Annotated in this window: 24 protein-coding genes; 13 read left to right on the forward strand and 11 right to left on the reverse strand. The window is 61.2% G+C overall.

The genetic code is table 11. The annotated features are described in order from the left end of the window. Position 1 precedes the first annotated feature (1 nt). From rimM to QMK47_RS06210, 9 genes are all read left to right on the forward strand, one after another. Entirely contained in the window at positions 2-538 is a 537-nt protein-coding gene (gene rimM, locus QMK47_RS06170; RefSeq protein ID WP_018611149.1) for a ribosome maturation factor RimM, read from the forward strand. After that, positions 520-1293, forward strand: a complete 774-nt coding sequence (gene trmD, locus QMK47_RS06175; protein ID WP_170845966.1) for a tRNA (guanosine(37)-N1)-methyltransferase TrmD — start codon at positions 520-522, stop codon at positions 1291-1293. The genes rimM and trmD overlap by 19 nt, the downstream gene beginning before the upstream one ends. Before the next feature lie 45 nt (positions 1294-1338). Beyond that, the gene (gene rplS, locus QMK47_RS06180) at positions 1339-1689 is read left to right on the forward strand and encodes a 50S ribosomal protein L19 (protein ID WP_003175895.1); all 351 of its coding nucleotides are present in this window, start codon (positions 1339-1341) and stop codon (positions 1687-1689) included. 132 nt (positions 1690-1821) lie between these two features. Continuing rightward, on the forward strand, positions 1822-2718 hold the full coding sequence (gene xerD / locus QMK47_RS06185) for a site-specific tyrosine recombinase XerD (protein ID WP_253471797.1): 897 nt from the start codon (positions 1822-1824) through the stop codon (positions 2716-2718). Between the two features lie 270 nt (positions 2719-2988). Then, complete coding sequence (gene dsbC / locus QMK47_RS06190) at positions 2989-3720, forward strand: bifunctional protein-disulfide isomerase/oxidoreductase DsbC (protein ID WP_214511337.1); 732 nt, start codon at positions 2989-2991, stop codon at positions 3718-3720. 132 nt (positions 3721-3852) lie between these two features. Continuing rightward, on the forward strand, positions 3853-5157 hold the full coding sequence (locus QMK47_RS06195) for a homoserine dehydrogenase (RefSeq protein WP_003198098.1): 1305 nt from the start codon (positions 3853-3855) through the stop codon (positions 5155-5157). Between the two features lie 105 nt (positions 5158-5262). Continuing rightward, positions 5263-6672 carry a threonine synthase gene (gene thrC / locus QMK47_RS06200; RefSeq protein ID WP_320389957.1) on the forward strand — a complete coding sequence of 470 codons (1410 nt, stop codon included), beginning with the start codon at positions 5263-5265 and terminating at the stop codon, positions 6670-6672. Positions 6673-6792: 120 nt separating this feature from the next. After that, a complete protein-coding gene (locus QMK47_RS06205; protein WP_253471801.1) occupies positions 6793-8163 on the forward strand; it encodes a transporter substrate-binding domain-containing protein in 1371 nt (456 codons plus the stop codon). Positions 8164-8347: 184 nt separating this feature from the next. Beyond that, a complete protein-coding gene (locus tag QMK47_RS06210) occupies positions 8348-8635 on the forward strand; it encodes a DUF3509 domain-containing protein (protein ID WP_003198105.1) in 288 nt (95 codons plus the stop codon). 727 nt (positions 8636-9362) lie between these two features. On the opposite strand, the gene QMK47_RS06215 is transcribed toward QMK47_RS06210, so the two are convergent. Continuing rightward, positions 9363-10562, reverse strand: coding sequence for a CaiB/BaiF CoA-transferase family protein (locus tag QMK47_RS06215; RefSeq protein ID WP_320389958.1), 1200 nt, complete (start codon positions 10560-10562; stop codon positions 9363-9365). Between the two features lie 147 nt (positions 10563-10709). Here QMK47_RS06215 and QMK47_RS06220 point away from each other — a divergent pair, with 147 nt between their 5' ends. The 3 genes from QMK47_RS06220 (at position 10710) to QMK47_RS06230 (ending at position 14668) form a co-directional block, all read left to right on the forward strand. Further along, positions 10710-11252, forward strand: coding sequence for a YaeQ family protein (locus tag QMK47_RS06220; RefSeq protein ID WP_018611098.1), 543 nt, complete (start codon positions 10710-10712; stop codon positions 11250-11252). Between the two features lie 184 nt (positions 11253-11436). After that, a complete protein-coding gene (gene recJ, locus QMK47_RS06225) occupies positions 11437-13146 on the forward strand; it encodes a single-stranded-DNA-specific exonuclease RecJ (RefSeq protein WP_018611096.1) in 1710 nt (569 codons plus the stop codon). A gap of 415 nt (positions 13147-13561) precedes the next feature. Further along, entirely contained in the window at positions 13562-14668 is a 1107-nt protein-coding gene (locus QMK47_RS06230) for an NADH:flavin oxidoreductase/NADH oxidase (RefSeq protein ID WP_214511341.1), read from the forward strand. A gap of 190 nt (positions 14669-14858) precedes the next feature. Here the strand turns inward: QMK47_RS06230 and QMK47_RS06235 are convergent, their stop codons facing one another. After that, positions 14859-16484 (reverse strand): glucan biosynthesis protein D, encoded by a 1626-nt coding sequence (locus QMK47_RS06235; protein WP_253471805.1) that lies wholly within the window; start codon positions 16482-16484, stop codon positions 14859-14861. Positions 16485-16846: 362 nt separating this feature from the next. Between QMK47_RS06235 and QMK47_RS06240 the strand changes: the two genes are divergently transcribed. Next, the gene (locus QMK47_RS06240) at positions 16847-17032 is read left to right on the forward strand and encodes a hypothetical protein (protein ID WP_003198116.1); all 186 of its coding nucleotides are present in this window, start codon (positions 16847-16849) and stop codon (positions 17030-17032) included. Between the two features lie 44 nt (positions 17033-17076). Here QMK47_RS06240 and QMK47_RS06245 read toward each other — a convergent pair whose 3' ends face one another. From QMK47_RS06245 to QMK47_RS06285, 9 genes are all read right to left on the reverse strand, one after another. Next, positions 17077-17358 (reverse strand): type II toxin-antitoxin system RelE/ParE family toxin, encoded by a 282-nt coding sequence (locus QMK47_RS06245; RefSeq protein WP_258690416.1) that lies wholly within the window; start codon positions 17356-17358, stop codon positions 17077-17079. Further along, positions 17321-17584: a CopG family ribbon-helix-helix protein gene (locus tag QMK47_RS06250; RefSeq protein WP_003198119.1), complete on the reverse strand. Its 264-nt coding sequence runs from the start codon at positions 17582-17584 to the stop codon at positions 17321-17323. The genes QMK47_RS06245 and QMK47_RS06250 overlap by 38 nt, the downstream gene beginning before the upstream one ends. A gap of 146 nt (positions 17585-17730) precedes the next feature. Continuing rightward, positions 17731-19155, reverse strand: a complete 1425-nt coding sequence (locus QMK47_RS06255) for a gamma-aminobutyraldehyde dehydrogenase (RefSeq protein WP_320389959.1) — start codon at positions 19153-19155, stop codon at positions 17731-17733. Between the two features lie 138 nt (positions 19156-19293). Further along, positions 19294-20112 (reverse strand): ABC transporter permease, encoded by an 819-nt coding sequence (locus QMK47_RS06260; RefSeq protein WP_320389960.1) that lies wholly within the window; start codon positions 20110-20112, stop codon positions 19294-19296. Next, positions 20102-21049, reverse strand: a complete 948-nt coding sequence (locus tag QMK47_RS06265) for an ABC transporter permease (RefSeq protein WP_018611082.1) — start codon at positions 21047-21049, stop codon at positions 20102-20104. The genes QMK47_RS06260 and QMK47_RS06265 overlap by 11 nt, the downstream gene beginning before the upstream one ends. Position 21050: 1 nt before the next feature. After that, complete coding sequence (locus tag QMK47_RS06270; RefSeq protein WP_320389961.1) at positions 21051-22088, reverse strand: ABC transporter ATP-binding protein; 1038 nt, start codon at positions 22086-22088, stop codon at positions 21051-21053. A gap of 206 nt (positions 22089-22294) precedes the next feature. Beyond that, entirely contained in the window at positions 22295-23446 is a 1152-nt protein-coding gene (ydcS, locus tag QMK47_RS06275) for a putative ABC transporter substrate-binding protein YdcS (RefSeq protein WP_253471811.1), read from the reverse strand. Between the two features lie 90 nt (positions 23447-23536). Then, positions 23537-24994 (reverse strand): gamma-aminobutyraldehyde dehydrogenase, encoded by a 1458-nt coding sequence (locus QMK47_RS06280; RefSeq protein WP_320389962.1) that lies wholly within the window; start codon positions 24992-24994, stop codon positions 23537-23539. A gap of 194 nt (positions 24995-25188) precedes the next feature. Then, the gene (locus tag QMK47_RS06285; RefSeq protein WP_320389963.1) at positions 25189-26103 is read right to left on the reverse strand and encodes a LysR family transcriptional regulator; all 915 of its coding nucleotides are present in this window, start codon (positions 26101-26103) and stop codon (positions 25189-25191) included. Positions 26104-26160 lie beyond the last annotated feature (57 nt).

Here is a 26160-nt window from a genome sequence, read left to right on the forward strand (position 1 = left end):
TATGAACGCGACGCCAAAAGATGCTGATGATTTGATCGTTGTCGGCAAGATCTACTCTGTACATGGCGTTCGCGGCGAAGTGAAGGTGTATTCCTTTACTGATCCGATCAAGAACCTGTTGGACTACAAAACCTGGACGCTCAAGCGCGAAGGTAGCGTGAAACAGGTGGAGCTGGTCAGCGGACGCGGGAACGACAAGTTCCTGGTCGCAAAGCTCAAGGATCTCGATGATCGTGAAGAAGCGCGTCTTCTGGCCGGTTATGAGATCTGCGTGCCGCGCAACCTGTTCCCTGAACTGACCGACGGCGAGTACTACTGGTACGAGCTGGTGGGTCTGAAGGTCATCGACCACCTCGGGCAATTGCTCGGGAAAATCGATCACCTGCTCGAGACCGGTTCGAACGATGTCATGGTGGTCAAGCCTTGCGTCGGCAGCCTGGATGATCGCGAACGCCTGTTGCCCTATACCGAGCAATGCGTGTTGGCCGTCGACCTTGCCGCAGGCGAGATGAAGGTGGAATGGGATGCGGATTTCTAAACGTGGCTAACTTGCGCGTTGAAGTCATCACATTGTTTCCCGAGATGTTTTCCGCCATCAGCGAGTACGGCATAACCAGCCGCGCGGTGAAACAGGAGCTGTTGCAGCTTACCTGTTGGAATCCGCGGGACTACACCACGGATCGACATCACACTGTGGACGATCGCCCGTTTGGCGGTGGTCCGGGCATGGTGATGAAGATCAAGCCCCTGGAAGATGCGCTGGTTCAGGCCAGGACGGCAGCCGGGGAGGGTGCGAAGGTGATCTACCTGTCGCCCCAAGGCCGCCAGCTGACTCAGTCGGCGGTACGCGAGCTGGCGAATTCGGATGCATTGATCCTGATTGCCGGCCGTTATGAAGGCATTGACGAGCGTTTCATTGAAGCTCATGTCGATGAAGAGTGGTCGATTGGCGACTATGTACTGTCTGGCGGCGAGCTGCCGGCGATGGTCCTGATCGATGCGGTTACACGACTGCTGCCTGGAGCTTTAGGGCATGCAGATTCCGCTGAGGAAGATTCCTTTACGGATGGTCTGCTGGATTGCCCGCACTACACCCGACCGGAGGTGTATGCGGATCAGCGTGTTCCCGACGTGTTGCTAAGTGGCAACCACGCGCACATCCGGCGTTGGCGTTTACAGCAGTCCCTTGGTCGGACCTATGAACGACGCGCCGATCTTCTGGAAAGCCGCTCGCTTTCTGGAGAAGAGAAGAAGCTGCTCGAGGAATACATCCGCGAGCGGGACGATAGTTAACAACGTATCGATGGTGAGTCCGACGACTTGCCTTAGGAGCACAGCATGACTAACAAAATCATCCTTGCACTCGAAGCAGAGCAGATGACCAAAGAAATCCCTACCTTTGCCCCAGGCGACACCATTGTCGTTCAGGTGAAAGTGAAGGAAGGCGACCGTTCCCGTCTGCAAGCGTTCGAAGGCGTCGTTATCGCCAAGCGTAACCGTGGCGTGAACAGTGCATTCACCGTTCGTAAAATCTCCAACGGTGTTGGCGTAGAGCGTACTTTCCAGACCTACAGCCCGCAAATCGACAGCATGGCTGTCAAGCGTCGCGGTGACGTACGTAAAGCCAAGCTGTACTACCTGCGTGACCTGTCGGGTAAAGCAGCTCGCATCAAGGAAAAACTGGCTTAAGTCCAGCTTCCGATGCAAAAAAAGCAGCCTGCGGGCTGCTTTTTTGTTGCCTGCGATTTGCGCTTTGAGCACCCTGCCTAGCTTCATTTGCAATTTTGATGCTGTGTGTGCCCGCATCCTTCAAGAGTTCTTATGCCCGCCATCGATCATCCGCTGATAGACCAGTTTCTCGACGCCCTGTGGCTGGAGAAGGGCCTGTCCGATAACACCCGCGATGCCTATCGCAGCGACTTGGCGCTGTTCAACGGTTGGTTGCAGGAAAACCACCTGGAACTGATCAATGCCGGACGGGAATTGATCCTTGATCACTTGGCGTGGCGTCTGGAGCAGAACTACAAGCCGCGCTCGACCGCGCGGTTTCTCTCCGGCCTGCGTGGGTTCTATCGCTATTTGCTGCGGGAAAAGCTGATCGCGGTGGACCCGACCTTGCGCGTGGAAATGCCGCAATTGGGGCGTCCATTGCCCAAGTCCCTCTCCGAAGCCGATGTGGAGGCGCTGCTGGCGGCACCTGACCTCAGCGAAGCCATCGGTCAGCGCGACCGGGCCATGCTCGAAGTCTTGTATGCCTGTGGCCTGCGGGTCACCGAGTTGATCAGCTTGACCCTGGAGCAGGTCAACCTGCGCCAGGGCGTGCTGCGGGTGATGGGCAAAGGCAGCAAGGAGCGCCTGGTGCCGATGGGTGAGGAAGCGATCGTCTGGGTCGAGCGCTACATGCGCGATGCCCGCCACGAACTGCTGGGCGGGCGCCCCAGCGACGTGCTGTTCCCCAGCCTGCGCGGCGAGCAGATGACCCGCCAGACTTTCTGGCACCGCATCAAGCACCAGGCCAAGGTGGCCGGGATCGGCAAATCCCTCTCGCCCCACACGTTGCGCCATGCCTTCGCCACGCACCTGCTCAACCACGGCGCCGACCTGCGGGTGGTGCAGATGCTGCTCGGCCACAGCGACCTGTCCACCACCCAGATCTACACCCACGTCGCCCGGGCGCGGTTGCAGGAGCTGCATGCCAAACACCATCCGCGCGGCTGAAATCTGCCGCGATGTTGTCAGTGCTGCCGCCATCGCGAGCAAGCTCGCTCCCACAGGAGATCTATGTCGCACCGAAGATCAAATGTGGGAGCGAGCTTGCTCGCGATGGCGGTGTGTCAGCCTGCATCAATCCTCAAAGCGTCTTGCATCAGCGGCATTCGGTCACGCGGGCCTTATGTGGTAGGCTTTCCCGGTTTGCACAGTGGGCGGTTGGAACCCGAATCTGCGGGTCGGCGTTTCCCGTCTCATTTGTTCGCCTCAGGAGTCCCCATGCGTTTGATCCAGATGTTCACCGCCGCCGCGATTGCGCTGGCCAGTACCTTTGCCATCGCCGACGATGCGGCCGACAAGGCTATCCGCAAGAGCCTGGAAAACCTTCAGCTCGAAGTGCCGATCGAAACCATCTCGGCCAGCCCAATGGCCGGCCTGTATGAGGTCAAGCTCAAGGGCAGCCGCGTGCTTTACGCCAGCGCCGACGGTCAGTACATCGTCCAGGGCAACCTGTTCGAGCTCAAGGACGGCAAGCCGGTCAATCTCACCGAGATGACCGAGCGCCAGGGCATTTCCAAGTTGATCAACGGCATTCCAGTCGCTGAAACCGTGGTCTATCCGGCGATTGGCGAAACCAAGTCCCACATCACCGTGTTCACCGACACCACCTGCCCGTATTGCCACAAGCTGCACGCCGAAGTGCCGGAGCTGAACAAGCGCGGCATCGAAGTGCGCTATGTTGCATTCCCGCGCCAGGGCCTGGGCTCGCCGGGTGATGAGCAGTTGCAGGCGGTCTGGTGCTCCAAGGACAAGAAAGCGGCCATGGACAAGATGGTCGATGGCAAGGAAATCAAGGCCGCCAAGTGCGAGAACCCGGTTTCCAAGCAGTTCGCCCTTGGCCAGTCCATTGGTGTGAACGGTACGCCGGCCATCGTTTTGGCCGACGGCCAGGTGATTCCGGGCTACCAGCCGGCGCCACAAGTCGCCAAACTGGCCTTGAGCGCGAAATGATCATGGGCAATCCGCTTCTGAAGATCACGGCTCGGCGAAAACCTTCGTCGGGCCGTTAAACACAAAGTCGCGTTGCTGCGCGGCTGTATTTCACGGCCGACCTTGTGTCGGCCGTTTCATGGGGAGTCAAGAGTGAATCCGGTCAAAGTAGGCATCTGTGGGTTAGGTACCGTCGGTGGCGGCACCTTCAACGTACTTCAGCGCAACGCCGAGGAAATTGCTCGTCGTGCCGGGCGTGGGATCGAAGTGGCACAAATTGCCATGCGCACGCCAAAGCCTCAGTTCCAGACGACCGGTATTGCGATTACCAACGATGTCTTCGAAGTGGCCACGAACCCTGAGATCGACATCGTCATAGAGCTGGTCGGCGGCTACACCGTTGCCCGTGAGCTGGTACTCAAGGCCATCGAGAATGGCAAGCATGTGGTCACCGCGAACAAGGCGCTTATCGCTGTTCACGGTAATGAGATTTTCGCCAAGGCCCGCGAGAAGGGCGTGATCGTGGCTTTCGAAGCCGCCGTGGCCGGTGGTATCCCGGTGATCAAGGCGATCCGCGAAGGCCTGTCGGCCAACCGCATCAACTGGGTCGCGGGGATCATCAACGGCACCGGCAACTTCATCCTCACCGAGATGCGCGAGAAGGGTCGCACCTTCGAAGACGTGCTCGCCGAAGCCCAGGCCCTGGGCTACGCAGAGGCTGATCCGACGTTCGACGTGGAAGGCATCGACGCAGCGCACAAGCTGACGATCCTGGCCTCCATTGCGTTCGGCATTCCGTTGCAGTTCGACAAGGCCTACACCGAAGGCATCACCAAGCTGACCACCGCTGACGTGAACTACGCCGAAGCCTTGGGCTATCGCATCAAGCACTTGGGCGTGGCGCGCAGCACCGCCAACGGCATCGAGCTGCGCGTGCACCCGACCTTGATCCCGGCCGATCGCCTGATCGCCAACGTCAACGGCGTGATGAACGCGGTGATGGTCAACGGCGATGCCTCCGGCTCGACGCTGTTCTACGGCGCCGGTGCGGGCATGGAGCCGACGGCCTCTTCGGTGATCGCCGACCTGGTGGACGTGGTTCGCGCCATGACCTCGGACCCGGAAAACCGTGTGCCGCACCTGGCCTTCCAGCCAGACTCGCTGTCGGCTCATCCGATTCTTCCGATCGAGGCATGCGAAAGCTCCTACTACCTGCGCATCCAGGCCAAGGACCATCCGGGTGTGCTGGCCCAAGTGGCGAGCATTCTCTCGGAACGCGGTATCAACATCGAGTCGATCATGCAGAAGGAAGTCGAGGAACACGACGGCCTGGTGCCGATGATCCTGCTGACCCACCGTGTGGTCGAGCAGCGCATCAACGACGCGATTGCGGCGTTGGAAGCGCTCCAGGGTGTCGTTGGCCCGGTGGTCCGTATCCGCGTCGAACATTTGAATTAATTTAGCGGCAAGCGGTAAGTTGCAGGCTGCGAACGAAGGCACACTTGCCTTTGAATGTATCGCCTGCAGCTTCAACGCTTGAAGCCCAAACCGAAGGTTTGCCCCATGCGCTATATCAGCACCCGCGGCCAGGCACCGGCCCTGAATTTCGAAGATGTCCTCCTGGCCGGCCTGGCCACGGACGGCGGTCTCTATGTGCCGGAAAACCTGCCGCGCTTCACCCAGGAAGAAATCGCTTCCTGGGCCGGCCTGCCGTATCACGAGCTGGCGTTCCGGGTCATGCGCCCGTTCGTCACCGGCAGCATCCCGGACGCCGATTTCAAGAAAATCCTGGAAGAGACCTATGGCGTCTTTTCCCACAACGCCATCGCACCGCTGCGTCAGCTCAACGGTAACGAATGGGTCATGGAGCTGTTCCACGGCCCGACCCTGGCGTTCAAGGACTTCGCCCTGCAACTGCTCGGTCGCCTGCTGGACTACGTGCTGCAAAAGCGTGGCGAGCGTGTGGTGATCGTCGGTGCCACTTCTGGCGACACCGGTTCGGCGGCCATCGAAGGCTGCAAGCATTGCGATAACGTCGACATTTTCATCCTGCACCCGCACAACCGGGTCTCGGAAGTACAACGTCGGCAGATGACGACGATTTTCGGCGATAACATCCACAACATCGCCATCGAAGGCAACTTCGATGACTGCCAGGAAATGGTCAAGGCCAGTTTCGCCGACCAGAGCTTCCTCAAGGGCACGCGGCTGGTGGCGGTGAACTCGATCAACTGGGCGCGGATCATGGCCCAGATCGTTTATTACTTCCACGCGGCCCTGCAATTGGGCGGCCCGGCCCGCTCCGTGTCGTTCTCGGTGCCGACCGGCAACTTCGGCGATATCTTCGCCGGCTACCTGGCGCGCAACATGGGCCTGCCGATCAATCAATTGATCGTCGCCACCAACCGCAACGACATCCTGCATCGCTTCATGAGCGGCAACCAGTACGTCAAGGAAACCCTGCACGCCACGCTGTCGCCTTCGATGGACATCATGGTGTCGTCGAACTTCGAACGCCTGCTGTTCGACCTGCACGGTCGCAATGGTGCGGCGATTGCCGGCCTGATGGACCGCTTCCGCCAGGGCGGCGGTTTCAGCGTCGAGCCTGAGCGGTGGACCGAAGCCCGCAAGTTGTTCGACTCCCTGGCCGTGGACGATGAGCAGACTTGCGAAACTATCGCCGAGGTGTTCGAACAGAGCGGCGAACTGCTCGATCCGCACACGGCCATCGGCGTCAGGGCCGCTCGTGAGTGCCGTCGTAGCCTGGACATCCCGATGGTGATCCTGGGCACGGCTCACCCGGTCAAGTTCCCGGAAGCCGTGGAGAAAGCCGGTGTAGGAAAAGCGCTTGAACTGCCTGCACATCTTTCTGATTTGTTTGAGCGAGATGAGCGTTGCACCGTGTTGCCCAACGACTTGAAGGCTGTGCAGGCCTTTGTCAGCCAGCATGGCAATCGCGGCAAGCCGCTCTGACCGGGTAAACCTGTCACATTTTGAAGCCCGTCTCCTGACGGGCTTTCTTGTTTCTGCATGCCAAACTGGCCGGGTTTTCGCCCTTGGAGGGACGGGCGAGTCATCTCGAAGGAAATGCAGATGTCGTTTTTTAGCAAAGGCAAGCCAGCCCGGGGCTGGGTAATGGGCCTGGCCCTGATGTACTGGGCGCAAGGGGGCAATGCGGCACAGTTGGCGGCTTTCGACACGCCGTCGTTCAATCCTGGCGAGCGGCTGGTATTGGATGCGCAGGAATTGAAGTGGATCAAGGAGAACCCCCGCGTCATCGTGGCCACGACGCAGTTTCCGTTGTACCTGTTCAAGAATGAACTGGGGCAGTGGAACGGCCTGAACCACGACATTCTCCAGCGCATTACGCAAATGACTGGCCTTGAGTTCGTGCATCGAGAGTCGTTCTCCCCCGGCGAGTTGCTGACGCTGCTGGAGAACAGCGAAGCCGATATGACGACCCTCTTGGCGATGAATGACGAACGCAGGGATTTCCTGAGTTTCAGCCATGCATTTGGTGGCTCGGGCTGGGTATTTGTCGGCCGTGACGGAGAGTCGATTCTCCATTCGCTGGAACAGCTGGAAGGGAAGGTCCTGGCGTTGCCGGCGCGGCATGCCTTGGAAGCGGAGATCAGGCGCGACTACCCGGCCATCGAATTGCGCACGACCAAGACCTATGGCGAGGCGCGGGCATTGGTCGAGAGTCGGGAAGCCTATGCCACCATCGAAAATGAAAGCGGGGTGCATCTCTATCCGGCGGGACAATTGCAGGTAGGAAGGGGCCTTGAAGGCAAGTGGGAACCCGATTACCTCGCGGTACGCCAGGACCTGACCGTGCTGCTTAGCATCCTGAACAAAGCCCTGGAAGCCTTCCCGGCCAAGGACATGCGCGCGCTACGTTCCAAATGGATGGCCGGCAGCACACCCGTCCAGGCGCCATCGATCTGGGAGCGGGTGTCCCGCTGGGGGTACTGGTGCGTGACCGTGGTCGTGGTGTTCGGCCTCCTGTCCCTGCTATGGAACCGTCGCCTGCAGATACAGATCGACCAGCGCCTCAAGGCCGAGGCGGTCCTCAAGGACCAGTTGATGCTCCAGCGGGCCTTGATGGATGCCATTCCCGACCCGATTTTCATCCGGGATCTGGAAGGGCGCCTGATCATGTGCAACAAAAGCTACGAGGACCAGTTTGCGACCCGCTTCGAAAAGCTGCGGGGCACGCGGCTGACGGATTCGGCGGCATTCCCGCCGGCCACTGCCGAGTTGCTCCATGGGGAGGTGATGGAGCAATTGCGCACCGGCCAGTCTCGGTTCGTCGACCGACAATTGATGTTCAGCAGCGGCTTGCGGGAAATCTATCATTGGTCGGTGCCCTTCTATGGGGCTGACGGGCAGTTGCGCGGCATTCTGGGGGGCTGGACCGATGCCGGGCGTCGGTGGCGCCGTTGCGACAAGTTGATGGCCTGACGCCGACCGTCACCACGCCAAGGCTTCAAGAGAGGGCTGTTGTTTGCCTGTCATATTGGGCGCGCATGCTCGGTTGAACAGGTTGAAGGCGTGCCGGTTCGGTGCGCTGACGAACTTTCTGCTGCGGCCCACGGTCACTTACTGTGAACATGCAGTTGTTTTCGGACTATTGAAGGGTGAGCGAATGGAAAGTATCAGCCTATTGCTGGGTGAGGCTTTGAGCCCGTATCAGGTCACGCTGACTCCCTCTGGCGCCAAGGGCGAATGCCTGGTGACGCTGAAGAATGCCTCCGGGGCCATCATGGTCGAGCGAGTGTTCAATCAGGCCCAATTGACCGACAAGCGTCAGTTGACGGATGTGGTCGATGGCCTGCATCGCGATGTATTGATTGCCGAGGGCCGCCTGGAGCCCTGTGTGATTGCGGCGCTGCGCAATCTGGCGCGCGACAAGGTCATGGTCGGGGCGAATTGACTGGGGTTTTGTGGGAACCTTCCTACGTCCTGATGAGTCAGACTCTTTACCAACAAGAGCGAGCATTGTGCTCCGGTGCTTGTCGCTTGTTGTACGGACCATGAGTGGTCACGTTTAACCCCGAGTTGTCTCCCCACTTCTCGGGGTTTCTTTTTGCCTGGCGTTTGTGTTTTTAGCGCGGTTTGTCAGGCGCTGGAGTTTTTTGTGGGAGCGAGCTTGCTCGCGATGGCGGCCTGATGGTCGGGTACATATCCATTGCTGCGGTAACGGCGGCTTAGGGTTCCGCCCTGACGGCGGCTCACTTTTGAAAAGCCCGGGAGCCGGCCCAGTCAAAAGTAAGCAAAACGCTCTTGCCCCACCACTCGGTGCCTCGCCTAGGCTCGGCATGCCCGAACGAAGGCATTGCTCCGTGGGCCCGCCGCGAAGGGCCATCCATGGCCCAGCGCGGCTACCTCGGCATCCATGCCTGGATGCCCACTGCGCAATGCCTGCGTTCGGCCAGCGTGGTTAACGGGGCGCCGAGATCAACGTCCACCGCGAGGCGGCCTAACAGCCGGCCTGGCTCTTGCGGTCGTACACCCGTCAGATCTGTTTGAGCAGGACCTGTGGGAGCAAAGCTTGCTCGCGATTGCGGTGTGCCAGTCAACATCAAGTCGACTGAACGGACGCTATCGCGAGCAAGCTCGCTCCCACAGTTTGATCTTCAGTGAGGGCCCGCTGCGGTGTGTCAAATGGCGCCGTCGGTGCGCAGTTTGGCGATCTGCTGCGCGTCGTAGCCAAGCTCGCCGAGCACTTGTGCGTTGTGTTCACCCAGCGCCGGCCCGACCCATTCGGAGGTGCCCGGGGTGTCGGAGAGTTTCGGTACGATCCCCGGCATCTTGAACGCCTTGCCGTCGGGCAACTTGGCCTGCAGGAACATTTCACGAGCCAGAAACTGCGGGTCGCTGAACATATCTTCGGCGCTGAAGATCCGACTGGCCGGCACCCCGGCCTGGTTCAATTGGTCGATAACGCTATCGAGCGGCAGCGAGTTGACCCAGCGATCGATGACGCCATACAGCTCGTCACGGCGGCTATCACGGCCGTCGTTGCTGGCCAGTTGCGGGTCATTGGCCAGGTCGTCACGGCCGATGATCTGCATGAAGCGCTTGAAGATCGCGTCGCCGTTGGCGCCAATCTGCACGTGCTTGCCGTCAGAGCTGGTGTGGATGGACGAGGGGGTGATGCCGGGCATGATGTTGCCGGTGCGCTCACGGATGAAGCCGAACACGTCGAACTCCGGCACCATGCTTTCCATCATGGCGAAAATCGCCTCGTACAAGGCCACGTCCACCACTTGCCCGGTTCCGCCATTGATCTCGCGGTGACGCAGGGCCATCAATGCGCCGATCACGCCCCAGAGGGCGGCGATGGAGTCGCCGATGGAAATTCCGGTGCGCACCGGCGGACGGTCCTCGAAGCCGGTGATGTAGCGCAGGCCGCCCATGGACTCGCCTACCGCGCCAAACCCCGGCTGATCTTTCATCGGCCCGGTCTGGCCGAAGCCCGAAAGCCGCACCATCACCAGTTTCGGGTTCAGTGCGTGCAGGACATCCCAGCCCAGGCCGAGCTTTTCCAGTACGCCGGGGCGAAAATTCTCGATCAGGATATCGGCTTCGCCGATCAGTTTTTTCAGGATCGCCAGGCCTTCAGGGTGCTTGAGGTTCAAGGTCAGGGACTTCTTGTTGCGTGCCTGGACGAACCACCACAGCGAGGTGCCTTCGTACAGCTTGCGCCACTTGCGCAGGGGGTCACCGCCGTCGGGCGATTCGACCTTGATGACTTCGGCGCCGAATTCGCCGCAGATGCGCGAGGCGAAGGGCCCGGCGATCAAGGTGCCGAGTTCGATGGCTTTGACGCCGGCAAGGGGTTTGGCAGTAAGCGACATGACAGATCCTGTAGGACAAAGGCAGAACGAATAGAGCGTTTTATCATAGGCCAAGGCTGGTCGCCGCAGGTTGATGGTCGGCAATTCGTGGATTGCCCGCGTCATCGGTTAGACTTGCCGCCTTTCCTCGTATCAAGAAGCCCGTTCATGGCCCAGCCGTCCACGACCTATAAGTTTGAACTGAACCTCACCGACCTTGACCGCAATGTGTACGAGAGTGTGAAGCAGACCATCGCCCGCCACCCTTCGGAAACCGAAGAGCGCATGACCGTGCGCCTGTTGGCCTACGCGTTCTGGTACAACGAACTGCTGGCGTTTGGTCGTGGTCTGTCAGACGTCGATGAGCCTGCGCTGTGGGAAAAAAGCCTGGATGACCGTGTGCTGCACTGGATCGAAGTCGGCCAGCCGGATGCCGATCGCCTGACCTGGTGCTCGCGCCGGACCGAGCGCACCAGCTTGCTGGCCTATGGCAGCCTGCGGGTCTGGGAAGGCAAGGTGATCCCGGCGGTCAAGAACCTGAAAAACGTCAACATCGCCGCTGTACCCCAGGAAGTGCTCGAAACCCTGGCCCAGGACATGCCGCGGGTGATCAAGTGGGATGTGATGATCAGTGAGGGCACGATTTTCGTGACCGACGACCGTGGCCAGCATGAAGTCCAGCTGCAATGGTTGCTGGGCGAGCGTGGCTGAGCCCACCGGGCCCTGTAGGAGCTGCCGAGCGAAGCGAGGCTGCGATCTTTCCCCTGGCGCTTGAGTCTCAAGCGAAAGATCAAAAGATCGCAGCCTTCGGCAGCTCCTACGGGGTCCAGCGTGAGCACGCGCTCTTGTCACAGTCTGCGATTCCTACAAAAAAATAGAGAAACGTCCGTTCCCCATGCGCATAGAACCCCGCCAACTGCCCGACACCTTGCCATTCCTGGGTGACCTGCCGCCCCTGTTGACCCGCCTGTACGCAGCGCGTGGTGTGCAGTCCGAGGCTGAACTGGACAAGAGCCTGGCGCGCTTGATTCCCTTCCAGCAGCTCAAGGGGATCGACGCCGCGGTGGATCTGTTGGTGACGGCGCTGGAGCAACGCCAGCGCATCCTGATCGTGGGCGACTTCGACGCCGATGGCGCGACCGCCAGCACCGTGGGCATGCTCGGGTTGCGTCTGCTCGGTGCGGCCCATGTCGATTACCTGGTGCCCAATCGCTTCGAATATGGCTACGGGCTGACCCCGGAAATCGTCGAAGTCGCCCTGGCCCGCGAACCGCAGTTGCTGATCACCGTGGATAACGGTATTTCCAGCGTGGAAGGCGTGGCGGCGGCGAAAGCGGCGGGGCTCCAGGTGCTGGTCACCGACCACCACTTGCCCGGCCTCGAACTGCCGGCAGCCGATGCCATCGTCAATCCGAACCAGCCGGGCTGCGAGTTCCCGAGCAAGGCCCTGGCCGGTGTCGGGGTGATTTTCTATGTGCTGATGGCCCTGCGGGCGCGTCTGCGCAGCCTGGGCTGGTATGCCAGCACACCCCAACCGAACATTGGCGAATTGCTCGACCTGGTGGCCCTGGGCAGCGTGGCCGACGTGGTGCCTCTGGACGCGAATAACCGGATCCTGGTGCACCAGGGCCTGGAGCGGATTCGCGCCGGACGCGCCCGGCCCGGCATCAAGGCGATCCTGGAAGTGGCCAAGCGCGATGCTTCACGGATTACCTCCACCGACCTCGGCTTTATCCTCGGGCCGCGTCTGAATGCGGCAGGGCGCCTGGACGACATGAGCCTGGGCATCGAATGCCTGCTCACCGACGACCCGGCCCTGGCGCGGGAGATGGCGGCGCAACTGGACGGCATGAACCAGGACCGCAAGTCCATCGAGCAGGGCATGCAGCGCGAAGCCCTGGCCCAGCTCAAGGACCTGCCGGTGGAGTCGATGCCGTTCGGTTTGTGCCTGTTCGATCCGCAGTGGCACCAAGGGGTCATCGGCATTCTCGCCTCGCGGATGAAAGAGCGCTATTTCCGTCCGACCATTGCTTTTGCCGATGCCGGGGACGGCTTGCTCAAGGGCTCGGGTCGCTCGGTGCCGGGTTTTCACATTCGCGATGCGCTGAGCGTGGTGGCGGCGCAGCACCCCACCCTGATCAGCAAGTACGGCGGTCACGCCATGGCGGCGGGGCTGACGCTGCCGGAGGCGAATTTTCCGTTGTTCGCCGAGGCGTTCGATGCGGAAGTGCGCCGGCAGTTGCGCGAAGAAGACCTGACCGGCCGGCTGTTGTCGGATGGCACCCTGGCGGTCGAGGAGTTCCACTTGGAACTGGCCCGGGCACTGCGCCACGCCGGCCCCTGGGGCCAGCATTTTCCTGAGCCAATGTTCCACGGCCTGTTCCAGTTGGTCGAACAGCGCGTAGTGGGCGAACGGCACCTGAAGGTCGTCCTCAAGAGCGAGTGCGGCTCGGTGAAGCTTGATGGCATCGCCTTTGGCATCGACCGCGAGATCTGGCCCAACCCTACCGTGCGCTGGGTGGAACTGGCCTACAAGCTTGACCTCAACGAGTTCCGCGGCCAGGAAACGGTGCAGTTGATGATTGCCCATATCGAGCCGCGGTAGCCGATCGGCCTTTGTGGCGAGGGAGCTTGCTCCCGTTGGGCCTGTAGGAGCTGGCGAAGCCTGCGATCTTTTGATCTTGATCTTTCGCTCTCGACTCAATTGTCAGTGGAAAGATCGCAGCCTCGTTGCACTCGTCAGCTCCTACACAGCTCCTACAGCGTCCAGCGGGAGCAAGCTTCCTCGCCACAGGGTTTCAGGGGCGCCTTAAGTGAACTGCATTGCGCCACACCGTCGGTTTTTAAGTTCTGAACCCTCCGTCCTTGCGGGTTGTCGACTAGGCTCTAAGCACTGCTTGATAGCCCTTGTGACGTCTTGTCGAGTTTTTTGCCCGCGGGGGCGGGAGTTGCACCTTTTGTCACTCGTCGACTTTTCAAACAGAACCCTGGAGCCTGCCCACTGATTCGAGAGGTGCCCCATGAGTCTGCTGCTGGAACCCTATACCCTTCGCCAATTGACCCTGCCCAATCGCATCGCGGTATCGCCGATGTGCCAGTATTCGAGCACCGATGGCCTGGCCAACGATTGGCACCTGGTGCACTTGGGCAGCCGTGCCGTGGGCGGCGCCGGCCTGGTGTTCACCGAAGCCACCGCTGTTACCGCCGACGGCCGCATCACCGCCCAGGACCTTGGGCTTTGGAACGATGAACAGATCGAGCCGCTACAACGCATCACCCGTTTCATCACCGCTCAGGGGGCAGTGCCGGGCATACAACTGGCCCATGCCGGACGCAAGGCCAGCACCTGGCGACCCTGGCTGGGCAAGCATGGCAGCGTAAAACCGGCGGACGGCGGCTGGGTGCCGGTCGGCCCGTCGCCGATTGCCTTCGACCCACAACACACTCCGCCGGTGCAGTTGGACGAAGGACAGATCGCCGGTGTGATCCAGGCCTTCGTGGATTCGGCCAAGCGCGCCCTCACGGCCGGCTTCAAAGTGGTCGAGGTTCACGCGGCCCATGGTTATCTGCTGCATCAATTCCTCTCGCCCTTGAGCAATCAGCGGCGCGATCAATACGGCGGCTCGTTCGAGAATCGCATCCGCCTGGTGCTACAAGTCACCGAAGCGGTGCGGGCCGTATGGCCTGAAGAACTGCCGGTGTTCGTTCGCGTTTCCGCCACTGATTGGGTCGAGGACGGGTGGAACCCGGACGAAACCGTGGAGCTGGCGCGGCGCTTCAGGGCCCTGGGAGTGGATTTGATCGATGTGTCATCGGGTGGCACGGCCGCCAATGCGGAAATTCCCACCGGCCCGGGTTACCAGACACGCTTTGCCGAGCGGGTGCGCAAGGAGTCGGAAATCGCCACCGGCACTGTCGGCATGATCACCGAACCGGCCCAGGCCGAACACATCCTGCGCACCTGCCAGGCCGATATCATTTTCCTGGCCCGCGAATTGTTGCGCGATCCGTACTGGGCCCTGCATGCCGATGATGACCTGGGTGGTCGCAAGGCCACGTGGCCCGCGCAGTACCAGCGGGCCACGCATCGGGACCAGCCGATTCATGAGTCGGATTTGCGCGATTGAGTGTTTGGTAAAACAAAAAAGCCCCGGTCGTCATTGGCCGGGGCTTTTTGTTTATTGGGCTGGATTGTTCGGTGGTTGTACCGGCCTCATCGCGAGCAAGCTCGCTCCCACAGTGGATTTGTGTTGTTCACACATAACCTGTGGGAGCGAGCCTGCTCGCGATAGGGCCAGCCCAGATACCCGATCCCTATCAGGGATATTTGCGCTTATCCGGCGCCGGCGGGAAGTACTGGTACAACCAGGTCTCGCTCAAGGTGCGGTCCTTGGTACGAATGAACAGGCGCATCTGCACCGGCTCCACACTGTCGTCGGTCGGGTACCAGTCGAAGGTGATGCGGTAGCCCTTGATTGCATCCATCACCAGCACGTTGAAGTCTTTCACTTCACCGTGGGAGCAGGTCACCACCGGTTCGATGCCGGTGCCCGGCGGCAGTTGGTCGAGGCCACCGCCGCTGAAGTCGACGGCAAAGCGACGGGCCCAGACGGTCGGGTAATGCTCGCCCGGTGCCCAGCCTTCGATGAAACCGCCCATGCCTGAGCGGGTGGCGTCGACGTGGGCCAGGTCCGTGCTGACTGGCGGCAGCGCGCTCCAGTAGAGCTTGTAGCCATAGTTCAGCGAGTCGCCGGCGGCCACCGGTTTTTTCGGCGTCCAGAACGCGACAATGTTGTCCAGGGTTTCGCCGGTGGTAGGAATCTCCAGCAGGTCGACCGAGCCTTCGCCCCAGGCCGTCGTCGGTTCGACCCACAGGCTTGGGCGCTTGCTGTACCAGTCCACAGTGTCCTGGTAGCTGGCGAAGTCGTGGTCGGTTTGCACCAGGCCGAAACCTTTCGGGTCCTTGTCGGCGAAGGCGTTGAATTGCAGGGTGGCGGGATTGTTCAACGGCCGGCACACCCATTCGCCGTTGCCGCGCCACATGGCCAGCCGGTCGGAATCGTGGATTTGCGGGTGAATGGTGTCGCACATGCGCCGTTCGACGGTGCCACAGCTGAACATGCTGGTCATGGGCGCGATGCCCAACTGTTCGATGGCAGTACGGGCATTGATGTGCGCGTCGATCTCCATCACTACCCGGGTCGGCTGGCAATCAATGTCAAACCGATAGGCACCGGTGGCGCTGGGGGAGTCGAGCAGGGCGTAGACCACGAAGCGGGTGCTGTTCTTGTCCGGGGTTTCAAACCAGAATTTGGTGAAGTCCGGGAATTCTTCGCGCTTCTTGGCGTAGGTGTCGATGGCCAAACCGCGGGCCGACAGCCCGTATTGGCCGCTGGCATCCACGGCGCGGAAGTAGCTGGCCCCCAGGAACGAAAGGATGTCGTGCCGGTCCAGTTCCGGCGCCTTGAAGACGCGAAAGCCGGCGAAGCCCAGGTCACCCGTCAGTTGCGAGGTGTTGACCGTGGTTTTCTGATAGTTGAACAGCTCGGGGCGGAAGTGCACCTCACGGGCCATGCGCGTCTTCGGGTCGACGCTGTACATGCGCACCGGCTGCTTGAAGCCCATGCCGACGTGGAAGAATTGTGCGTCCAGTTGCCCGTCCAGCTCATTCCACAGCGAGTGATTGACGTCGTACTGGATGGCGTTGAACTGCAGCGGCGACATTTGGGCCAGGGTTTCTGGCAGGACTTGCTTGGTGTCGATATAGCGGCTCTCGGCCAGCCGCCGGGCCTGATCCTTCAAACCGTTGAAGTCGAAAGGACGGGCTTCGCCATCGGCAGTCTGATCGGCGGCCCAGGCGCGTGCGGCCATGAGCCCGGAGGCTGATAGCCCGGTGTAGGCGGCGAAGGCCATGGAGGCCTTGAGCAGATTCCTGCGGTGCATAAATACAACCTTTTCTCGAAACAGTCCCGAGCCGATCCTGGCAACAGTGACTGATAAGGGAGTTCGGACATGCCTTTGGCCAAACGCGACGAACGTTAGAACAGATGCCTGAGAGTTGGATCGGTTCACCGAGGCGCAAAATCATAGGGGAAATACGGGCTTTGAGAGCAAGGAAAGCGTGGCTTGGTCAAATTTTCTTACAGTTATTTCTTTTTTTATGTCGATTCCGACTTTTTTTGACTAATTACTCTAAAACTCCCTTTTCACGCTTTGAATCCTCCCTATTCTTTAGCGTGATAGGCGATCTAACCCGGATTCAGACGGCGCTATCAGGTCAACCTCGACGTAAAGAAGGACAACTCATGACAAAAATACAGGGCATTACCGAAATGCTGGGGATCTTTCCAGGCCTGACCAACCCACGCAGGACACGCCGGCTCAGCCTGGAAGAATTGAGACTGGTCGAGCGCTATCGGGAGTTGTCGGAAAACGACCGTATCGCCATGCGCTACCTGGTGGATGCGATGCGCAGTGTTTCGCGGTTTTGAAGCGTGGCGCAGGTGGGCGGCCGGAGCAGGAACGCCGGCCGACATCACTCCACCGACCAGCCCTGAGGGCGTTCGGTGCGCTGGTGCAGTATCCGCAGCACCTGCAGTTGTCCATGCTTGAGCCGGTAGGGGGCTACGAACGGGTAGCGGGTCAGCACCAGCTCTCGAATATCGGGAGCGACCGAAGGACGGCCCGAGCCGGGAAAGCGTTGCAGTTGGCGCAGTGTCTCCAGGATGGCGCTGATGACGTCATCAGCGTTTTGGTAATGTTCGTGGATCGAGTCGAGGTCACTCTGTGCTTTGTCGGTCAGTACGATGCTCGGCACGTTTTGCCCACTTGGCCTTCACGGCGTCCAGATCGGTCAGGTTTCCAGCGTCGGCATCGGCTATGCCTTCGCTGATGGCTTGCAGATGCCAGGATTCGGCTTCCACATATCGGACCAGTGCACGCTTGAGGTGATATTGACGGTCGCGGTCGGTGGCGGCGGCCAGCAAGTCCAGCTGTTGGGCCAGACCTTCTTCCACACGAAAGGACAAAACGGGCGAGGCCATGGCTGATCTCCAAGGTGTATACGTTGTAGACAACCTAGGGGCTGCCAGGATTTCCGTCAACCGGCGAGCGTGCCCCGATCGACGAAAACCTTAGCAGGACGAACGCTGGGCAGGCGTGGGCATGTGTTGCCAAGGTTGTCTTGGTGTCAATGCTTGAACATCACATGCCGTACTACCGTGTAATCCTCCAGCCCATACATGGACATGTCCTTGCCATAGCCGGAACGTTTCTGACCGCCATGGGGCATTTCGCTGACGAGCATGAAGTGCGTGTTCACCCAGGTGCAGCCATATTGCAGGCGTGCCGACAGGCGATGGGCACGGCCAATGTCGGCGGTCCACACCGATGAGGCCAGGCCGTAGTCCGAATCGTTGGCCCAGGCCAGCACTTGTGCTTCGTCGAGGAACTGCGTGACGGACACCACTGGCCCGAAGACTTCCCGGCGGACGATTTCGTCATCCTGCAGGGCGTCGGCCAGCACCGTCGGCTCGAAGAAAAACCCGTTGCCGTCCACGGCCTTGCCGCCGGTGATCAGGCGGATATGCGACTGGGCGATGGCCCGTTCGACGAAACCGGCCACGCGGTCGCGGTGCTGGGCGGTGATCAGTGGGCCCATCTCGGTGTCTGGCGCGGTTTGCAGGCCGTACTTGATGCTGCCCACGGCGGCGCCGAGCTTCTCGACGAACTGGTCGTAAATGCCTTGCTGGGCATAGATGCGGCAGGCAGCGGTGCAGTCCTGGCCGGCGTTGTAGAAACCGAAGGTGCGGATGCCCTCCACGGCGGCGTCAATGTCAGCGTCGTCGAAAATGATCACCGGGGCCTTGCCGCCCAGTTCCATGTGCATGCGTTTGACGCTGTCGGATGTGCTGGAAATGATGTTTGAGCCAGTGGCGATGGAGCCGGTCAGCGACACCATGCGCACCTTCGGGTGGGTGACCAGCGGGTTGCCGACGGTTTGCCCACGACCGAATATCACGTTGAGCACGCCGGCCGGGAAAATTTCCGACGCCAGTTCTGCCAGGCGCAGCGCCGTCAGCGGAGTTTGCTCCGATGGCTTGAGCACCACGGTATTGCCGGCAGCCAGGGCCGGGGCGATTTTCCAGGCGACCATCATCAGCGGGTAGTTCCACGGCGCGATGGAGGCGATGACGCCCACCGGGTCGCGGCGGATCATCGAGGTGTGCCCCGGCAGGTATTCGCCGCCTGCCGAACCACTCATGCAGCGGCTGGCGCCGGCAAAGAAGCGGAACACGTCGGCAATCGCCGGGATCTCGTCGTTCAGCGCGGCACTCAAGGGTTTGCCGCAGTTGTCCGACTCCAGTTCCGCCAGTTCTTCGCCGTGGGCTTCGATGGCATCGGCCAGCTTGAGCAGCAACAGGGAACGGTCCTTGGGCGGCACTTGCGACCAGGCCTCGAAGGCGGCATCGGCGGCGCGCACGGCGGCATCGACCTGAGCTTCGCTGGCTTCATTGATCTCCACCAGCACCCGGCCCAGCGATGGGTTGAACACCGCCTGGCCAGGGCCTTCGCCGTTCACCAGATGGCCGTTGATCAGCAGTTTGGTTTGCATGTCCATGTCCTCTTGAATGTTTCCCAAGTCCCCTGTGGGAGCGAGCTTGCTCGCGATAGCGGTGGATCATTCACCCTTTGCAGCGACTGACACGACGCCTTCGCGAGCAAGCTCGCTCCCACAGGATTTCGGTTCTGATTATTTCCCGCCGCTACCGGCCACGCTCTCACCGCCTCGGGTCAGGTAATACGCGCCCAATATCGGCACCATCGTGACCATCATCACCAGCATCGCCACTACGTTGGTCACTGGCACATCGCGAGGGCGGCTGAGTTGGTTGAGCAGCCACAGCGGCAAGGTGCGTTCGTGGCCGGCGATGAAGGTGGTGACGATGATCTCGTCGAATGACAGCGCAAACGCCAGCATCCCGCCGGCCAGCAGCGCTGACCCCAGGTTGGGCAAGATGATGTAGCGAAAGGTCTGCCAGCCGTCGGCCCCCAGGTCCATCGAAGCCTCGATCAGGCTGTGGGAGGTTCGGCGCAGGCGGGCGATGACGTTGTTGTAGACGATCACCACGCAGAAAGTGGCATGGCCGACGACGATGGTGAACATCCCTGGTTCGATGCCCAAGGTCTTGAAGGTCGCCAGCAGCGCAATGCCGGTGATAATGCCCGGCAAGGCAATCGGCAGGATCAGCATCAGCGAAATGCCTTGCTTGCCGAAGAAATCGCGCCGGTACAGCGCCGCCGAGGCCAGGGTGCCAAGCACCATGGCGATCAGCGTGGCGATGGCCGCGACCTGCAACGACAGCTTGATCGCCTCCAGCACATCCGGGCGCGCGAAGGCGACGCTGAACCACTTCAAGGTCAGGCCCTTGGGCGGGAAGCTGAACGCGGCGTCCTCGGTATTGAAGGCGTAGAGGAAGATGATCAGGATCGGGAAGTGCAGGAACACCAGCCCGCCCCACGCCGCGATCCGCAAGCCCCACGAGGCCCGGTCTTGAGAGTCAGAGTGCATCGAAAGCTCCCAGTCGCTTGACGATGGATAAATACAGGGCGATCAGCACAATGGGCACCAGGGTGAACGCCGCGGCCATGGGCATGTTGCCGATGGCGCCTTGCTGGGCGTAGACCATGCTGCCGACGAAGTAGCCCGGCGGGCCCACCAGTTGGGGCACGATGAAATCCCCCAGGGTCAGCGAGAAGGTGAAGATCGAGCCGGCGGCGATGCCGGGAATCGACAGCGGCAGGATCACCTGCATGAACGTCTGGTGTGGCCTGGCGCCCAGGTCGGCCGAGGCTTGCAGCAGCGATGGCGGCAGACGCTCCAGGGACGCCTGGATCGGCAGGATCATGAACGGCAGCCAAATGTAGACGAATACCAGAAAACGCCCCAGGTGTGAGGTGGACAAGGTGCTGCCACCCACGCCGGGAATCCCCAGCACGAACTGCAACACCGGCCCCAGTCCCAGGTGCTGGACGAACCATTGCGCCACGCCACCCTTGGCCAGCAGCAGCGTCCAGGCATAGGCCTTGACGATATAGCTGGCCCACATCGGCAGCATCACCGCGATGTAGAAAAACGCCTTGGTCTTGCCACTGGTGTAGCGCGCCATGTAGTAGGCAATCGGGAACGCGACAATGGCGCTGGCGATGGACACCGCTATCGCCATGCTCAGGGTGCGCAAAATGATGTCGAAGTTCGACGGCTGGAACAGCGCCGCGAAATTCGCCAGGGTCAGGTCCGGCGTGACCGCCATGGTGAAGTCGTCGAAGGTGTAGAAACCCTGCCAGAGCAAGGTCAGCAGCGAGCCCAGGTAGATTGCGCCGAACCAGATCAGCGGCGGCACCAGCAACATCGACAGGTACAGGTTGGGGCGCCGGTACAGCAGGTTGGAAAAACGTCGCAACGGTGAACCGGGCGTGGGCGTTTGAGCGATGGCCAGGGTGTTCATCTCACACCTCGCCACTGACGGTGTCGTGCAGCGCGACCATCGCCTCCCGGGCCCAGCGTACGCTCAGGTGCTGGCCGGTCTGGTGCTGGGCGGTGTTGTCGAGCCACTGGGTGTTGGCCTGGCTGAGGTTCAGGGTCTGGCCGTTGGCAAGCTTCAACTCGTAGCGCGTGGCACTGCCCTGGTACTGGATGTCGTGCAGCAGGCCGTGGACTTCGATCTCACCACTGGCCAGCGGACCCTCGGCGAAACGCACGTGTTCCGGGCGAATCGAGAACGGCTGTGGATAACCGCTCAGTTCCCGGGCCAGCTCGCCACGGATCACGTTGGAAGTGCCGACGAATTCGGCGACGAAGGTGGTCGCCGGTTTCATGTACAGGTTGCGTGGGGTATCGACCTGTTCGATGCGGCCCTTGTTGAACACCGCCACGCGGTCGGACATCGACAGTGCTTCGGTCTGGTCGTGGGTGACGAAAATGAAGGTGATGCCCAGTTGGCGTTGCAGCTTCTTCAACTCGCCCTGCATCTGTTCGCGCAGCTTCAGGTCGAGGGCGCCCAAGGGTTCATCGAGCAGCAACACCCGCGGGCGATTGACCAACGCGCGGGCCAGGGCCACGCGTTGGCGCTGGCCGCCGGAAAGCTGTACCGGCTTGCGTTCGCCGTAGCCGCCCAGGGCAACCATCTCCAGCGCTTCGTCGGCGCGCTTGATGCGCTCGGCCTTGGCGATGCCTTTGACTTTCAGGCCGTAGGCCACGTTGTCGCGCACGTTCATATGGGGGAAGAGGGCGTAATCCTGGAACACCGTGTTGACGTCCCGTTGGTACGGCGCAAGCCCGGTGGCCTCTTCGCCATGGATGCGGATCGAGCCGGCACTGGGTTGTTCGAACCCGGCGATCAGTCGCAGGCAGGTGGTCTTGCCCGAACCGGACGGGCCCAGCATGGAAAAGAACTCGCCGTCCTGGATGTCGATGCAAACCCGGTCAACGGCTTTCACATCGCCGAACTGACGGGATACCTGGGTGAATTGGACTGCAAGCGTCATGGTGCGGGGCTCCAAAAAGCGGGACTGCTGTTGAATCGTTGCTGGGTTGCCGTGCACCAAACCTGTGGTAGCAGTGCTGTGGGAGCAAAGCTTGCTCGCGATACAGGCGCCTCGGCTCCCCGAGATACCGCGTCATCTTCATCGCGGGCAAGCCTTGCTCCCACACAAGAGCGGTGCTCAGCTCCAGATTTTCGCCGACTGAGGCCTTACCGCCCGCCCATGATCGCAATGTAGTCCTGGGTCCAGCGGCTGTACGGCACGAACTTGCCGCCCTCGGCCTGTGGGGTTTTCCAGAAGGCGATCTTGTCGAACTGATCGAAACCGTTGGTCTTGCAGCCCTCGGCGCCCAGCAGCTCGCTGCCCTTGCACGCCGCCGGCACCGCCGGCAACGAGCCGAACCACGCGGCGACGTCACCCTGGACTTTCGGTTGCAGCGACCAGTCCATCCACTTGTACGCGCAGTTGGGGTGCTTGGCCTCGGCGTGCAACATCGTGGTGTCGGCCCAACCGGTGGCGCCTTCTTTCGGAATGGTCGAGGCGATCGGTTGCTTCTCGTTCATCAGGCCGTTGACCTGATACGGCCAGGCGCCGGATGCCACCACGCCTTCGTTCTTGAAATCGCTCATCTGCACGGTGGTGTCGTGCCAGTAGCGGTGGATCAGCGGCTGCTGGGCCCGCAGCAATTCCAACACTGCCTTGTACTGGGCTTCGTCGAGTTGGTACGGGTCCTTGATGCCCAGCTCAGGCTTGGCGGTCTTGAGGTACAGCGCCGCGTCGGCGATGTAGATCGGGCCATCGTAGGCTTGCACGCGGCCTTTGTTCGGCTTGCCGTCGGGCAGGTTCTGGGCGCTGAACAGCACGCTCCAACTGGTGGGCGCCTGCTTGAACACGTCGGTGTTGTACATCAGCACGTTTGGGCCCCACTGGTACGGGGTGCCGTAGGTCTGCTGGTTGACCACGTACCACGGTGCATCCTTGAGGCGCGGGTCGAGGTTTTTCCAGTTGGGGATCAGCGCGGTGTTGATCGGCTGCACGCGCTTGCCGGCAATCAGCCGCAACGAGGCGTCGCCCGAGGCGGTGACCAGGTCGTAGCCACCCTTGGTCATCAGGCTGACCATTTCGTCGGAGGTAGCGGCAGTTTTCACATTGACCTTGCAACCGGTTTCCTTCTCGAAACCGGTGACCCAATCGTAGGCCTTGTCGCTTTCGCCGCGCTCGATGTAACCCGGCCAGGCGACGATATCCAGTTGGCCCTCGCCGGCGCCGACGGCCTTGATAGGTTCGGCGGCCTGGAGGCTGACGCTGGTCAGCAGCGCCGTGGTGATTGCACTGAGCAATACGGTCTTGTGCGCGTACATGGAAATCCCTCTTGCTTTAATTATGGTCGGGGCAGTGTTCGAACAGGGTGAAGCGCCATGGGTGGCCTGTTATTAGAGTAGTGCTGTTATCTAGAGATGCTGGCCGTGGCGGGCCATGATGTGGCGCACCACGCTGTAGTCCTGGAGCGAATCGCTGGACAGGTCTTTGCCGTAGCCCGAACGTTTCAGGCCGCCGTGGGGCATTTCGCTGACCAGCATGAAATGGCTGTTGATCCAGGTGCAGCCGTATTGCAGGCGCGCCGCCACTTGCATGGCCTTGTCGAGGTTCTGGGTCCATACCGAGGACGCCAGGCCATATTCGGAGTCGTTGGCCCAGTCCACCGCCTGGCTGAGTTCGTCGAAGCGGGTCACGGTGACGACCGGGCCGAATACTTCGCGCTGGACGATTTCATCGCTTTGCTTGCAGCCGGCCAGCAGCGTGGGCTGGTAGTAGAAGCCGGCACCGGAATGCACCGCCGCGCCGGTAATGCGTTCGATGTGTGGTTGGCCGAGGGCACGCTCGACAAAACTGGCCACGCGGTCGCGCTGGCGAGTGCTGATCAGCGGGCCGATCTCATTGTCGGCGTCGCGCTTGCCGGCAAAGCGCAGGCTGCTGACCGCCGCGCCGAGTTCGGCCACCAGACGATCGTGAATCCCGTCCTGGGCGTAGATCCGGCAGGCCGCGGTGCAATCCTGCCCAGCGTTGTAGTAACCGTAGGTGCGCACGCCTTCGACCACGGCCTGGATGTCGGCGTCGTTGCACACGATCACCGGCGCCTTGCCGCCCAGCTCCAGGTGCGTGCGCTTGAGGGTTTTCGCTGCTGCCTGGAGGATCTTCTGTCCGGTGACGATATCGCCGGTCAGCGAGACCATGCGCACCTTGGGATGGCTGACCAGATGGCTGCCCACACCTTCGCCGCCCCCGCAGAGGATGTTGATGACGCCTCGTGGCAGGATCTGGGCCAGTGTTGGCGCCAGGGCCAGGATCGACAGCGGTGTGTGTTCCGACGGCTTGAACACCAGCGTATTGCCGGCGGCCAGGGCCGGGGCGATTTTCCACGCGGCCATCATGATTGGGTAGTTCCACGGTGCAATGGACGCCACCACGCCAATCGGGTCGCGGCGCACCATGCTGGTGTAGCCGGGCAGGTATTCGCCACTGAGCTGGCCGGTCTGGCAGCGCACGGCGCCAGCGAAGAAACGGAATACATCCACCGTCGCACTGAGGTCGTCCTGACGCGCCAGGTGCAGCGGCTTGCCGCAGTTCAGGGATTCGAGGCGGGCCAGCTCATCGGCGTTCCTTTCGATGGCGCTGGCGATGTCCAGCAGCAGGTTCGAGCGTTGTTGCGGCGTGGTGCGCGACCAGCCGTCGAAGGCCTGGTGGGCGGCGAGGATCGCAGCTTCGACCTGCTCGGTACTGGCCTCGGCGATGTGAGCCACTACTTCACCGGTGGCCGGGTTGAGAATCGGCTCGACGATGCCTGCACCGGGAACCAGCTCCCCATCGATCAGCAACGCGGTGCACAACGGGGTTTGCGTACCAGCCATTTTTATAGGTCTCAGTTGAAACAAAGAACCTGTGGGAGCGAGCTTGCTCGCGATAGCGGTCTGTCAGTCGAATCAATGTTGCCTGACCCACCGCTATCGCGAGCAAGCTCAGCTCCCACAGGAAGGGGGCGCGTAGTCAGATTAGTGCTCAGCCACAAGGCCGACAAATTCGAAATACTCAAGGCTGCGTTCGATTAAATAGATGGCTTGCGCCCGCCATGGAGCTGTTCCCGGGCGACCGCCAGGAACGGGTCGACCGACGCCGGTCGCGCCGTGCCTCGGCGCCAGGCCAGGCCGACGTCAAGGGTCTGGTTGAGGTCGGCAATCGGTCGTGCTTCGATGATGTCGCCTTCCAGCGACCATGGACGGTAGGTCATGTCCGGCTGGATCGACACGCCCAATCCCGCCGCCACCAGGCTGCGCACCGCTTCGGTCGAGGCCGTGCGCAGGGTTATCTTCGGTTGCAGGCCGGCACCGCGCCACAGACGCTGGGCGTTGCGGTCCATTTCATCGACGTTCAGTTGGATCAGCGGTTCGCGGGCCACATCGGCCAGGTTGATGCTGTCGTGTTCCAGCAGTGGGTGCTGCGCCGGCAGCCACAAACGGTGTGGTGAGTGCGTCAGGACTTCGGTCTGCAGGGCGTGGCGGTCTTCCAGGTTGGACAGGATCAACACCCCGACGTCGATTTCGCCGCTGACCAGCAAATGCTCGATGTACGGGCGTTCGTCCTCCATCACGCGGATTTCCACGTTTGGATAGGCGCGCTGGAAACGGGTCAGCAGGTCAGCCAGGTAATAGCCGGCGACCAGGCTGGTAACGCCAATGGTGACTTGGCCGGCGATCTGGTCGGTGCTCTGTTGCAGGCTGCGCTTGGCGTTGTCGACGGTGGCCAGGATCAAATGGGCCTGGCGCAGGAATTGATGACCCTGGTGGGTCAGGGTCATGCCCTTGGCGTGGCGGTTGAACAGGCTGACGCCGATTTCCTGCTCCAGTTGCTGGATGGCCAGGGTCAGGGTGGATTGGGAAATGAACGCCGTTTGCGCAGCGGCGGAGATCGAGCCGGTTTCGGCCACGGCGATGAAATGGCGGATCTGGCGCAGGGTCATCATGGTCGAATACCCGGTGGGCGGTTTTATCAATGTGCTGGAGTGTATATCGTTTTTTTA

It is taken from the genome of Pseudomonas sp. P9_35 (genome assembly GCF_034008205.1).
Classification (GTDB): Bacteria; Pseudomonadota; Gammaproteobacteria; order Pseudomonadales; family Pseudomonadaceae; genus Aquipseudomonas; species Aquipseudomonas kilonensis.